Raw genomic sequence first — 12,730 nt, forward strand, 5'->3', positions numbered from 1 at the left:
AAGACGTCATACGAGATCTTGTATTAAGTCTCGTGGGCTCGGAGATGTGTATAAGAGACAGGGGCGGCCGTTCGCGTTTCCGGCTGCGTTCAGCGCACCCGCAGGAGCACCGTGCCGGCGACCTTGTCGTGGAAGCCGCGCTGGTCCGAATCCCAGACGAGCGCTGGAACGACCACGCAGAGGAGCACCGTCCGGACGGCCGGCCGCCAGAGTCCGACCCACCCGCCGGTCAACGGCATGAGACGCATCCCGCAGAGGCGATGGCCGAGACTGCCGCCGATGGTCGGGATGAACACGAACTGCATGATGGCGAAGATCACGAGCGTCGCGGTGGCGTCGTAGGCGAAGAACGCGACGGAGAGGACGACCGCCAGGGCCCAGTCGATGACGAGGGCGGTGATCCGCCGACCGACCCGCGCGACCGACCTGACGCCGCTCTCCGGGAGTCCCAGGCGTTCACCGGGGAAGGCGCTGGGAGGAAGCTCTCCGAAGGTCCGTGGATTCTGCGGGGTGTGGGGCACTGTGCCATTCTATTCGGGCGGGGATTCTCGTAACATCCACGAAACATGGGTGTCATGGCGGGGTAACCCCCTCCCCGTAGTCTCACAGATGGCTGCGCTGTGCAGCCTCCCTGTACCAACCCCATTTGGAGCCATTCACATGTTCAGTGATTCTTCCGAAGTGCTCAAGTTCATCAAGGACACCGATGTCAAGTTCCTCGACATCCGCTTCACGGACCTTCCCGGCGTGCAGCAGCACTTCAACATCCCGGCCAGCACCGTCGACGAGGAGTTCTTCACCGTCGGCCAGCTCTTCGATGGTTCGTCCATCCGTGGCTTCGCCAACATCCACGAGTCGGACATGCAGCTCATCCCGGATGTCTCCACCGCTTACATCGACGCCTTCCGTGCCGAGCGCACGCTCATCATGGTGTTCGACATCTACAACCCCCGCAACGGCGAGATCTACTCCAAGGACCCGCGTCAGGTCGCCAAGAAGGCTGAGAAGTACCTCGCCTCGACCGGCATCGCCGACACCGCGTTCTTCGCGCCCGAGGCCGAGTTCTACATCTTCGACGACGTCCGATACGAGGTGAACCAGCACTCGAGCTTCTACTCGGTGGACTCCGAAGAGGGAGCCTGGAACACCGGGCGCGCCGAAGAGGGCGGCAACCTCGGCAACAAGACGCCCTACAAGGGTGGCTACTTCCCCGTCAGCCCCGTCGACAAGCAGGCCGACCTCCGCGACGACATCAGCCTCAAGCTGATCGACGCCGGCCTCATCCTCGAGCGCGCGCACCACGAGGTGGGCACCGGCGGCCAGGCCGAGATCAACTACCGCTTCGACACCATGGTCGCCGCGGCGGACGACATCCTCAAGTTCAAGTACATCGTGAAGAACACGGCTGAGCTGTGGGGCAAGACCGCGACGTTCATGCCGAAGCCGCTCTTCGGCGACAACGGCTCGGGCATGCACACGCACCAGTCGCTGTGGAGCGACGGCAAGCCGCTCTTCTACGACGAGAACGGCTACGGCGGCCTGTCCGACCTCGCCCGCTGGTACATCGGTGGCCTGCTGAAGCACGCCCCGGCCGTCCTGGCGTTCACGAACCCGACGGTGAACTCCTACCACCGCCTGGTCCCCGGCTTCGAGGCCCCCGTCAACCTGGTCTACTCGGCCGGTAACCGCTCGGCGTCGATCCGTATCCCGATCACGGGCACGAACCCGAAGGCCAAGCGCATCGAGTTCCGCGCGCCCGACGCCTCCGGCAACCCGTACCTCGCGTTCGCCGCTCAGCTGATGGCCGGCCTCGACGGCATCAAGAACCGCATCGAGCCGCACGAGCCCGTCGACAAGGACCTCTACGAGCTTCCCCCCGAGGAGGCCAAGAACATCCCGCAGGTGCCCGCATCGCTCGGCGCTGCGCTCGAGGCACTCGAGGCGGACCACGAGTTCCTCCTCGCCGGCAACGTCTTCACGCCGGAGCTGATCGAGACCTGGATCCAGTACAAGCGCGAGAACGAGATCAAGCCGCTGGCCCAGCGCCCGCACCCGTTCGAGTTCGAGCTGTACTACGGCGTCTGACGACACCTGCTGCACCGCGAACCGCCCGTCATCCTCTCGGATGGCGGGCGGTTCCGTGTGGTCGAGGCGATCGGCTCAGATGCCGTAGAAGCCGTGCTCGAAGACCGTCCGGGCGCGCCGGGTGGCCGCGAGGTAGTCCTGTTCCAGGAGACTCGCCGACCCGGTCGGGTATTCCAGGAGCCGCGCCACACCTTCGAGCTGTTGTCGGTCGCTCGGCAGCACGTCCTGCGTCTTGTTCAACCACAGCGTCATGGCCGAGCGGATCCGCGACGCGAGGATCCAGGCCTCACGGAGTCGTTCGGCGGACTCCCGGTCGACGAGATCCGCCTCCACCGCCGCGTCGAGCGCTCGGAGCGTCGAGGTGGTTCGCAACGACGGCACCGCCGCCCCGTGCTCGAGCTGGAGGAGCTGCACGAACCACTCGACGTCGCTGAGCGAGCCGCGCCCGAGCTTCAGGTGTCTCGTCGGGTCGGCGCCCTGCGGCAGCCGCTCGTTCTCGACACGTGCCTTGATCCGCTTGACCTCGCGGACGGACTGCTCACTGATCGCGGCTGGATAGCGGACCGTGTCCGCCACCTCGGTGAACGCCTCGATGAGCTCGGTGTCGCCCACGACTCCGGCGGCGCGGAGCAGCGCCTGCGCCTCCCATGTGAGGGACCAGCGCGCGTAGTAGTTGCGGTAGGAGTCGAGGGAGCGCACGAGCGGACCGTTCTTCCCCTCGGGACGGAGGTCGAGGTCGAGGTCGAGCGGGAGCCGGGCGTCCTCGCTCAGACGCTTGAGTTCTGCGGCGATCGCTCCGGCCTGGCGCTGTGCATCCTGGGTGTCGACCCCGTCCTTCGGCCGGAACACGTAGAGGACGTCGAGGTCCGAACCAAGGCCGAGCTCTGCGCCGCCGTAGCGGCCCATGGCGATGATGGCGAACTCGATGTCCGCGCCGAGGCCGCCGATGCGTCTGACGGCGCCGAGGAGCCCTGCGAGCGTGGCCGTCGACACGTCCGTCAGTCCGGCTGCGAGGCCCTGCACGTCCAGCATCCCGACGGTCGACGACATCGCCAGCCGGAGGACTTCGCGTCGCCGCACCGCGCGGATGGCGGCGGCTGCGGTGTCCGGTGAGTCGTGTCGTCTGAGGATGGCGGCGATCTCCTCGCCGAGCGCGGACGACAATCGTGGGAGGAGGTCCTCGTCCCCCGCGAGCCAAGCGGCCGACTCGGGGATGCGGTCCATGAGCTCGCCGATGAACCGGGACCCCGAGAGGACCCGCGTGAGCCGCTCGGCCGCGCCTGAGGAGTCGCGGAGCATCCGCAGGAACCAGTGCGACTCGCCGAGGGACTCGCTGAGCCGTCGGAACGCGAGCAATCCGTAGTCGGGGTCGGCGCCGTCCGCGAACCAGCCGAGCATCACGGGGAGCAGATGCCGCTGGATGTTGGCGCGTCGAGACACACCGGCGGTGAGCGCCCCGATGTGGGCGAGCGCCCCGCGGGGGTCGACGAAGCCGATCGCCGCGAGTCGCGCCTCCGCCTGACCGCTCGTCAGACTCAGACCGCTCTCGGGCAGGGCCGCGACCGCCGAGAGTAGCGGACGGTAGAACAACCGCTCGTGCAGCTGCCGGACACCGTGCTTCGTGGCCTCCCAGCGCGTGACGAGGGCCTGTGCGGTCGTCGCGAGCGTGCTCGACCGGGCCAGGGAGCGGAGCGACGGCTCGTCGCGCGGCATCATGTGCGTGCGCTGCAGGCGCGTCAGCTGCAGGCGGTGTTCGAGCACACGGAGCAGGCGGTAGTCGTGCGCGAACTCCTGCGCCTCGGCTCGACCGATGTATCCGGCGGTCGCGAGGCCGTCGAGGGCGGCGAGGGTTCCGCGTTGATGCACGGAGTCGTCGAGCTGTCCGTGGACGAGCTGCAGCAGTTGGACCGTGAACTCGATGTCGCGGAGCCCGCCCGGGCCGAGTTTCAGTTGGTAGTGGACGTCCTCCGCCGGAATGTGTTCGGTGACCCGTTCGCGCATGCGCTGCACGGATTCGACGAAGCCCTCGCGGGACGCACTCCCCCACACCTTCGGCTGCACCGCCTCGATGTAGCGGGCACCGAGGTCGGGATCGCCGGCGAGGGCCCGTGCCTTGAGGAGGGCCTGGAACTCCCAGCTCTTCGCCCAGCGGTCGTAGTAGACGAGATGCGACTCGAGCGTGCGGACGAGGGCGCCGGCCTTCCCCTCCGGACGGAGGTTCGGATCGACCTCCCACAGGCTCGGCTCGAGACCAGCCTGTCCGAGACCGCGCATGGTGAGGACCGCGAGCCGGGTGGCGATCTCGACGGCACGCCCGTTGTCGAGCCCGTCCTCGTCGTCGCCCGAACCCTCACCGACGAAGATGACGTCGACGTCGGAGACGTAGTTCAGTTCTCGTGCGCCCGCCTTGCCCATGCCGATGATGGCGAAGCGGGTGGCCGCGACCTCCTCGCGCGGGTACACGCCGGGCCCCCTCGGGCCGCTCGTCTGCGTGCGTGCGACGGCGATGGAGGCCTCCAACGCACCCGCTGCGAGATCGGAGAGGGCACTGGCGACCCGGTCGAGCACGACGATCGGGTCCGGGGCGCAGAGGTCGAAGAGGGCGACCTCTGCGAGCAGTCGGCGGTAGACCACGCGGATCGCGTCCCAGGCCGGCTCCTCGACGATCGCGGCGAAGCCGTCCTCGGCACCGACGCTCGCGAGCAGTTCGTCGCGCGCCTCCTGCAGCGTCGGGACGCGGGTGACCGGCAACTCGAACACCGACAGCTGGTCGGGGTGGCGGAGGAAGAAGTCGATGAACCCCTGCGAGGCGCCGAACAGTCGGAACAGTCGCTCGGCCGAGGCCTGGTCCGCCAGGAGCGCCGACAGCTCGTCGGGTGACTTCCGACCGACCATCAGCACACCGACCAGCGCGGCGTCGGGGTCGGCCGCGACGGCGAAGGAGGGCGACAGCGACGCCGGGTCGAGCTGGACGAGCTCGGCGAGCTCGTCCAGCCGGTCCCGGGCCTCACCCAGACCGGTGAACCCGAGTCGGGCGAGCGTACTCAGAGAGATGTTCTCGCGGACCATGCGACCGACCGGTCCCCTCGTCTAGAGCATCTCCAGGTTGCTGGCCAACTCGAAGGGGGTCACCTGGGCCCGGTACTCGTGCCATTCCTGTCGCTTGTTCAGCAGGACGTAGTTGAACACCTGCTCGCCGAGCGTCTCCGCCACGAGTTCGGAACCCTCCATCAGGCTGACCGCGCGATCGAGGCTGGCGGGAAGGGCGTTGTATCCCAGTGCCCGACGCTCGGTGTCGGAGAGGGTCCAGACGTTGTCCTCGGCCTCCGGCGGGAGCTCGTAGCCCTCCTCGATGCCCTTCAGCCCAGCGGCGAGCATGAGCGAGAAGGCGAGGTACGGGTTGGCGGCGGAGTCGATGGCGCGGTACTCGACCCGAGCGCTCTGGCCCTTGTTGGGCTTGTACAGCGGCACGCGCACGAGTGCGGAGCGGTTGTTGTGGCCCCAGCAGACGAAGCTCGGGGCCTCGGACAGCTTGTTCGGTCCGACGCCACCCCAGAGTCGCTTGTAGGAGTTCACGAACTGGTTCGTCACCGCGGTGATCTCCGGAGCGTGCGTCAGGAGTCCGGCGATGAACTGCCGGCCCGTCTTCGAGAGCTGGTACTGCGCACCCGCCTCGTAGAAGGCGTTCGAGTCGCCCTCGAACAACGACATGTGCGTGTGCATGCCGCTGCCGGGCTGGTGGACGAGCGGCTTCGGCATGAACGTCGCGTAGACGCCCTGCTCGATCGCCACCTCCTTCACGACGGTGCGGAAGGTCATGATGTTGTCGGCCGTCGTCAGGGCGTCGGCGTACCGCAGGTCGATCTCGTTCTGGCCGGGTCCCGCCTCATGGTGGCTGAACTCGACGGAGATCCCGAGGTCCTCGAGCATCCGGACGGAACGTCGACGGAAGTCGTGCGCGGTGCCACCGGGGACGTTGTCGAAGTAGCCCGCGGAGTCGACCGGCTCCGGTCCGTCGACGCCGTACTGCGAGGACTTCAGCAGGTAGAACTCGATCTCGGGGTGCGTGTAGAACGTGAACCCCATGTCGGCGGCCTTCGCCAGGGTGCGCTTCAAGACGTTCCGCGGGTCGGCGACGGCGGGCTGGCCGTCAGGCGTCGTGATGTCGCAGAACATGCGCGCCGTCGGGTCGATCTCGCCGCGCCACGGCAGGATCTGGAAGGTCGTCGGATCGGGGTGGGCCAGGAGGTCCGACTCGTAGGAGCGGCTGAGCCCCTCGATCGCCGATCCGTCGAAGCCGAGGCCCTCGGAGAACGCGCCTTCCACTTCGGCCGGGGCGATCGCGACGGACTTGAGCGTCCCGACGACATCGGTGAACCACAGCCGGACGAACTTGACGCCCCGCTCCTCGATCGTGCGGAGAACGAAGTCGCGCTGCTTATCCATCTGCCCCTCTTCCTTCGGCCGGCGGCCCGTGTCTAGGCTACTGGCTCCGTCCCGGTTCCCGCTCATCAGCGCGCGCCGGGCGTGGGCGATCCACGGCTCACCACCAGGCGAGGACGAAGAGTGCGGTCCAGCCGGCCGTCGCCGCCCACAGCAGTGAGAGGGCGGCGATCCGCAGCCGCGATCCACGGTGGGCCCCTTGCCAGACGGGCACCAGCCCGAGGCAACTCACGAGGAGGGCGATGGAGAGCCACGGCAAGGCGGCGGGCACCCCGACGAGAGCGATCGCCGGACTCGAGGCAGCCGCACGGACGAGCACGACGGCTCCGCCGATCGCCCACGTCGCTCCGAACACCGGAGCGATCCCCAGCAGGAGGCCGTCCTGGACCGGCTGGCGCCGAAGCGCCTGGGTGATCAACCGGTAGCCCCACGCCACGGACCATCCGATGGCCACGAGCCCGAACAGGATGGGCAGCACCAGTAGCAGCCACCCGCCACCGGTGTCCGACGAGGTCTGCTCGGCCCATCGCGGGCTCGCCGCGACATCGGCTCGATCGACGACGGCGACGGCCGCGTCGTCGGCGTCGCAGAGCGCCGCCCGATAGCTCGCCGGATCGCTGAGCCACGCGCGCACCGCGACCCGCGCGCACGCACTGCTGACCGATGGGACGGCTCCCGACCCGGGGAAGACCGCCACGAGGGCGTCCGCCGTGCCGTCGGCGAGGGGGACGACGAGGGCGGCGGCCTGTTCCGGTGCGCTGAGCACGAAGACCGACGTCCCGATCGCTCCCGGCGGCGGCGTCGCACCCACGGCGAACGAGGAGCAGGCGGCGGCCGCGACGTCGTCCAGCAACGTCGGCGTGGTGACCTCCGCGTCCGAGCGTTCGATCGCCCCAGGCCAGCCGGTCGTCGAACACCCGAGCACGCGGTCGAGGATGCCTTCGGGGTCGGTCAGCTCGGCGATCGCATCGTTCGCCACGGGATCCAGCACCGTGCTGTCGCCGTCCGCGACCGAGCTCAGGAGCACCGGGAGTGCCGCCTGGGCGGTGGGATCGGACAAGGCGTGTGAGGCGATCGCCAAGAGCGCGTCGCCACCGAGGGTGATCGGCCGCGGTCCGGAGGTGCGGTGCGGTGCGGCGACGAGCGCATCGGTGGCGGCGGTGAGGATCCCGGCCGAACGTGAGACCTCGGTCGGCGCGGTGTCCGGGGTCGCGGACTCCGGTTCCTCGGCGGCGGCGGCCTGTGGTGCCGCCGGCGGGGACGGAACGGGACCCTGCGGCTCGACGCCGCGCTCACGTACGACGGCCAGGGAGGCCGCCACACCGCCCGCGGAGACGATCCCGGGTGCACCCAGGTCGGGGCCGTCGAGGACGACACCGTCGACACCACCCGGATCGGCGTCGGACGCCGCGAGGGCCACGCCGGCCGACGAGCCCACGGCCAGGATGGCCCATCGCGCGTAGCCCAGCTGCTGCCGGAGGTCGCGGAGGTCCGCCGCCGCAGGCGCGACGCCGAAGTCGCTCGGCACGACGCCGTCCTCCTGCCAGGCCGCGGCGCAGGAGGCGAAAGCGCCGCCGACCGCGGCGACGCGGGTTGCACGGTCCCCGTCAGCGCCGAGCGAAGCGCGGATGGCGGCGGTCGCCGGCGCACAGTCGAGCGACGGCGTGGCGTCGCGACCGCCCCGGCGTTCGACGAACACCACGTCGCGGTCGGCGGCAAGCCCGCCCTCGACCGCGAGCTGCTGGATGTCGAGCGTCGAGAGCGCCGACCCGCCGGCGAGGTAGACGAGCGGCGATCGCCCGGTCTCGAGGGCGGCCGGTACGAGCACGTACGGCAGGGTCGCCTCCGCCGAGTCCGGCACCGCGCGCGACAGGGGCACCGTCAACACGCCGCAGCGGGAACCACCGGGCACCGCGGTGACGCACTCGGCGGTACTGACCTCAGCGGCGACCGTCGGCGCTGCACCGGCTGGCGACGTCGGCATGAGCAGGAGTCCGAGAGTGAGGGCCGCGACGGCACCTCGTCCGACGGCGATCGGTCGCCTCCGCGGACGGTCGATCCTGTGCATGTTCCCCCCGCTCGAGCTTCATCGCTCGGCCCATCCTGGCGGATCACACCACGCCTGCGGAAGAGGGCTTACCCGCAATCCGCTCGCGTTGCGACCCGGGTGGCTCAGTCCTCGGCAGCCTCGTCGGCGTCCCACTTCGCGCTGTTGGCACGCAGTCGCTCGAGTGCGTGCGAGGCCTCCGCAGCCGTCTCGAAGGGACCGACGCGGTCGACGACACTCGACTCGAAGCCGAACTCGACCTGACCGGTCTTCGTGTTGTACCAGTACTGCTCGGATGGTTCCTTCGCCACGGCGCGTCTCCCCTGCTCGGTTAGGCTTGATCCTATGCCTTTCGACACCGCAGGTCACCTGATCCCCGGTCGCGTCGGCCGCCCCCGATCGGTGCCGGAGACGATCGTCCGCCCCGAGTACGTCGGCCGCGCCGCACCGGCCACCGACGCCCGGGGCGACCTGTATTCGGCTGAGGAGATCGAACGCATCCGGATCGCCGGGACCATCGCCGCCGATGCGATCCAGGCCGTCGGCGCGGCGGTCCGCCCCGGGGTGACCACCGATGAACTGGACGCCATCGGACACGCGTTCGTCATCGGTGCGGGCGCCTATCCGTCGACGCTCGGGTACCGCGGCTACCCCAAGTCGATCTGCAGTTCGGTCAACGAGGTCGTCTGCCACGGCATCCCCGACGACACCGCTTTGCGCGAGGGCGACCTCGTGAACATCGACATCACCGCCTACCTCGACGGCGTGCACGGCGACAGCAACGTGACCTTCCTCGTCGGCGACGTCGCCGACGACACCCGTCTCCTCGTCGAGCGCACCCGGGAAGCCCTCAACCGCGGTATCAAGGCCGTCGCCCCCGGCCGGCAGATCAACGTCATCGGTCGTGCGATCGAGTCCTACGCGAAGCGGTTCGGGTACGGCGTCGTCCGCGACTTCACGGGCCACGGTGTCGGCCGGTCCTTCCACTCGGGGCTGATCGTCCCCCACTACGACGCCGCGCCGCTGTACGACACGGTGATGGAGCCGGGCATGGTGTTCACGATCGAGCCGATGCTCACGATCGGCTCCCAGGACTGGGAGCAGTGGGACGACGATTGGACGGTCACGACGCGCGACCGGTCGTTGACCGCACAGTTCGAGCACACGCTCGTCGTCACCGAACGCGGCGCAGAGATCCTCACGCTTCCGACCCCGATCGACACCGCCGCAGCGCCCGCGGCGCTCTAGGCTGGACGCATGACGAACGCAGCTCCCCGGTCCGCCGTCGGCATCGATATCGGAGGGACCGGCATCAAAGGTGCGGTCGTCGATCTCACGACGGGTGCCCTCCTCACCGATCGGGTGAAGATCCCCACGCCGAAGGGTGGCGAGCCGAAGGACATCGTCGTGACGGTGCGCGACGTGCTCGACCAGCTGTCCCCGGCCTCCGACGGACTCCCGCTCGGCGTCTGCTTCCCCGCGATCGTCCGCAACGGCCGGACGATGTCCGCGGCGAACGTCTCCGACGCCTGGATCGGCCTCGAAGCCGAGCAGCTGTTCGAGCAGGGCCTCGGGCGTGAGATCACCTTCGTGAACGACGCCGACGCGGCCGGATACGCCGAGACGGAGTTCGGCGCGGCCAAGGGCGCGAGCGGCCTCACGATCCTGACGACGCTCGGCACCGGCATCGGCACGGCGCTCATCTACAACCGCACGTTGATCCCGAACGCGGAACTCGGGCACCTGGAGATCGACGGCAAAGACGCCGAGACGCGGGCGTCCTACGCGGTCAAGGAGCGCGAGGACCTGAGCTGGGAGAAGTGGGCCAAGCGCCTCCAGAAGTACTACGAGCGCCTCGAGTTCCTCTTCTCGCCCGATCAGTTCGTGGTGGGCGGCGGCGTGTCCAAGCACGCGGACCACTTCCTGCCGCTCCTGAAGCTCGACACCCCGATCATCCCCGCCGTGCACCGCAACAACGCGGGCATCCTCGGCGCAGCCGCGCTCGCCGCCGGCCCCGCCGAACGCATCGCCTGAGCACTGCGGGGCGCGCTGCGGCGGTTCCGTCGCAGCGCACGTAGTGGGCGTTGGGTGTGAACGGGTCGACCGGTACGCCGGGTTCTGTCCCACGCTCTCGCGTTTGGACGGCCATCTCTCTCGGGACGACGTTGCCGCCGCCCTCTAGCGGTCTACCCGGGAACTTGGCGAGCAGCCTCAGCGTTCCCTGTTGACCTTGCTCCGGACGAGGTTTACCGAGCCGACCGGGTCACCCCGGTCGCTGGTGGGCTCTTACCCCACCGTTTCACCCTGACCGTGGTCGCCCACGGCGGTCTGTTCTCTGTGGCACTGTCTCGCGGGTCACCCCGGGTGGGTGTTACCCACCGCCCTGCTCTGTGGAGCCCGGACGTTCCTCGGCACCGACACCCGGAGGTCTCGGTGACGCGACCGTCTAGCCGGCCCGTTCACGGAGACGAGTCTACCGGCCCGTGACAGCGGCCGCGGACCGCCGGTGTGGTGCAGACCGCGTCCGGCTCAGATGAGGCCGGACTCGTCCGTCCGCACGACGATCGCGGCGCACTCCGGGCACTGCACGACGTCTTCGGACGGTGCTGCGCGGACGGCCTGGAGGTCGTTGCCGGTGAGTGACATCTTGCATGCGCCGCAGGTGCCGGCGCGGAACAGTGCTGCACCGATACCGCCGCGGGCGCGGCGCTGGTCGTAGAGGGCCAGGAGGTCGGCGGGGATGCCGGGTGCGAGAGACTCGCGGTCGGCGGTGAGTCGTGCCCGTTCGGCCTCGAGTTCGACGAGTTCGGCGTCGCGCTTCGCGACGACCTCGTCGAGGAGTTCCTGGAGTCCGGCGCGCTCGGCGTCGACCTGGGCGACGGCGTCCTCCGCGGCCTCCACCCGCTCCATGACGTTCAGCTGGATCTCCTCGAGGTTGTTCTGCCGGTTCTGCAACGAGGCGATCTCGCTCTGCAGCGCTTCGACGTCCTTGACGGAGGTCGACGACTGGAGACGGTCGGCGTCGCGCTTCATGCGGGCCGCGACGACGGCGACGTCGGACTCGATGCGCCCGAGCTCGGTCTGTGCGTCGTCGCGGACGCCGACCCGCTCCAGGCGACGGAGGCGGACGGTCTCGATCTCGGCCTGGAGCTGCGCGATGCGCGCGGCCTCGGGGAGGTTCGCCGCGCGGTGGGCGGTGCGCTGCACGCCGGTGTCGATGCTCTGCAGGGTGAGCAACGTCTTCTGGTCTGCTGGGCTGGCTTTCACGTCTGTTCCAAACTCTCGACTCATCACCCTACCGGCCGCGCCGACTACTGGGTGACGACGAAGTCCCACGGGTCGGTACGCAGCTCGCTGACCCGGACGTCGAGTCCCGGGAGCTCTCGTCGGAGCGCGTCGGCGGCCCCCTCCAGCCACAGCCACTCGCTCGCCCAGTGGGAGACGTCGACGAGGGCCGGCCCGCCGCCGAGGAGTGCCTGTTCCCGGGCCTCGGACGCCGGGTGATGGCGGAGGTCGGCCGTGATGTACACGTCGGCCGCGCGGACCGCGGGGTGGGACAGGAGCGAGTCACCCGCTCCCCCGCAGAGCGCGATCCTCCGGACGGCCTGGTCGTAGTCGCCGGAGGCACGGACCCCGGTGGCGGTCGCCGGCAGGATCTCGGCGAGGGCACGTGCGATCGCGCCGAGCGTCGTCTCCTCCGGGAGGTCGCCGACCCGACCCAACCCGGTCAGGCCGTCGGCGGCCGGGACGATCGGAGCCGGGTCGTGGAGGCCGAGACGTTGCGCGAGGACGTCCGAGGTCCCGTCGACGACGACGTCGGCGTTGGTGTGTGCGGCGATGAGTCCGGCGCCGCCACGGATCAGGCGCGTGATGAGCGACCCCTTGTACCGGTCACCCGCCACGGTCGTGACACCACGCATCAGCAGCGGGTGGTGGACCAGCAGCAGACCGTCGGGGCGCTCGAGCACCTCGTCGACGGTCACGCCGACCGCGTCGACCGCCAGGAGCACATGCCCGACCGGCTGGTCCGGGTCGCCGACGAGGAGCCCCGGGGCGTCCCAGTCCTCGGCTCCGGACAGTGGCCAGAGGCGCTCGACGACCGTGTTGACCTCACGCAGGGTTCTCATCACCCGGCAATCCTAACCAGGCACCCTC

10 protein-coding genes and 1 other RNA gene are annotated in these 12,730 nt (G+C 69.5%); 3 read left to right on the plus strand and 8 right to left on the minus strand.

Annotated features, from left to right (window positions below; all coding sequences use genetic code 11):
• Positions 1-89: 89 nt before the first annotated feature.
• On the minus strand, positions 90-521 hold the full coding sequence (locus ACQG07_RS18815) for an RDD family protein (protein ID WP_191941307.1): 432 nt from the start codon (positions 519-521) through the stop codon (positions 90-92).
• A 139-nt stretch (positions 522-660) separates the two neighbouring features.
• Between ACQG07_RS18815 and glnA the strand changes: the two genes are divergently transcribed.
• Complete coding sequence (gene glnA / locus ACQG07_RS18820; RefSeq protein WP_056005986.1) at positions 661-2,085, plus strand: type I glutamate--ammonia ligase; 1,425 nt, start codon at positions 661-663, stop codon at positions 2,083-2,085.
• A gap of 75 nt (positions 2,086-2,160) precedes the next feature.
• On the opposite strand, the gene ACQG07_RS18825 is transcribed toward glnA, so the two are convergent.
• The 4 genes from ACQG07_RS18825 to ACQG07_RS18840 form a co-directional block, all read right to left on the minus strand.
• Entirely contained in the window at positions 2,161-5,154 is a 2,994-nt protein-coding gene (locus ACQG07_RS18825; RefSeq protein ID WP_426739109.1) for a bifunctional [glutamine synthetase] adenylyltransferase/[glutamine synthetase]-adenylyl-L-tyrosine phosphorylase, read from the minus strand.
• A 21-nt stretch (positions 5,155-5,175) separates the two neighbouring features.
• Entirely contained in the window at positions 5,176-6,531 is a 1,356-nt protein-coding gene (locus ACQG07_RS18830; RefSeq protein ID WP_079705870.1) for a glutamine synthetase family protein, read from the minus strand.
• Between the two features lie 97 nt (positions 6,532-6,628).
• On the minus strand, positions 6,629-8,596 hold the full coding sequence (locus ACQG07_RS18835; RefSeq protein ID WP_426739111.1) for a hypothetical protein: 1,968 nt from the start codon (positions 8,594-8,596) through the stop codon (positions 6,629-6,631).
• A 104-nt stretch (positions 8,597-8,700) separates the two neighbouring features.
• On the minus strand, positions 8,701-8,886 hold the full coding sequence (locus tag ACQG07_RS18840; protein ID WP_064293764.1) for a hypothetical protein: 186 nt from the start codon (positions 8,884-8,886) through the stop codon (positions 8,701-8,703).
• A gap of 34 nt (positions 8,887-8,920) precedes the next feature.
• Between ACQG07_RS18840 and map the strand changes: the two genes are divergently transcribed.
• Together map and ppgK are read left to right on the plus strand one after the other, a co-directional pair.
• Positions 8,921-9,823, plus strand: a complete 903-nt coding sequence (gene map / locus ACQG07_RS18845; protein WP_426739112.1) for a type I methionyl aminopeptidase — start codon at positions 8,921-8,923, stop codon at positions 9,821-9,823.
• A gap of 9 nt (positions 9,824-9,832) precedes the next feature.
• A complete protein-coding gene (gene ppgK / locus ACQG07_RS18850; RefSeq protein WP_426739113.1) occupies positions 9,833-10,609 on the plus strand; it encodes a polyphosphate--glucose phosphotransferase in 777 nt (258 codons plus the stop codon).
• A gap of 57 nt (positions 10,610-10,666) precedes the next feature.
• On the opposite strand, the gene rnpB is transcribed toward ppgK, so the two are convergent.
• The 3 genes from rnpB to ACQG07_RS18865 form a co-directional block, all read right to left on the minus strand.
• An RNA gene (gene rnpB / locus ACQG07_RS18855) (RNase P RNA component class A) lies at positions 10,667-11,033 on the minus strand.
• Positions 11,034-11,104: 71 nt separating this feature from the next.
• Positions 11,105-11,842, minus strand: a complete 738-nt coding sequence (locus ACQG07_RS18860; protein WP_285025556.1) for a zinc ribbon domain-containing protein — start codon at positions 11,840-11,842, stop codon at positions 11,105-11,107.
• Positions 11,843-11,886: 44 nt separating this feature from the next.
• The gene (locus ACQG07_RS18865) at positions 11,887-12,702 is read right to left on the minus strand and encodes a Nif3-like dinuclear metal center hexameric protein (protein WP_124769292.1); all 816 of its coding nucleotides are present in this window, start codon (positions 12,700-12,702) and stop codon (positions 11,887-11,889) included.
• Positions 12,703-12,730: the final 28 nt, after the last annotated feature.

The organism is Plantibacter sp. 2H11-2 (assembly GCF_050031945.1).
Taxonomy (GTDB): domain Bacteria; phylum Actinomycetota; class Actinomycetes; order Actinomycetales; family Microbacteriaceae; genus Plantibacter; species Plantibacter auratus.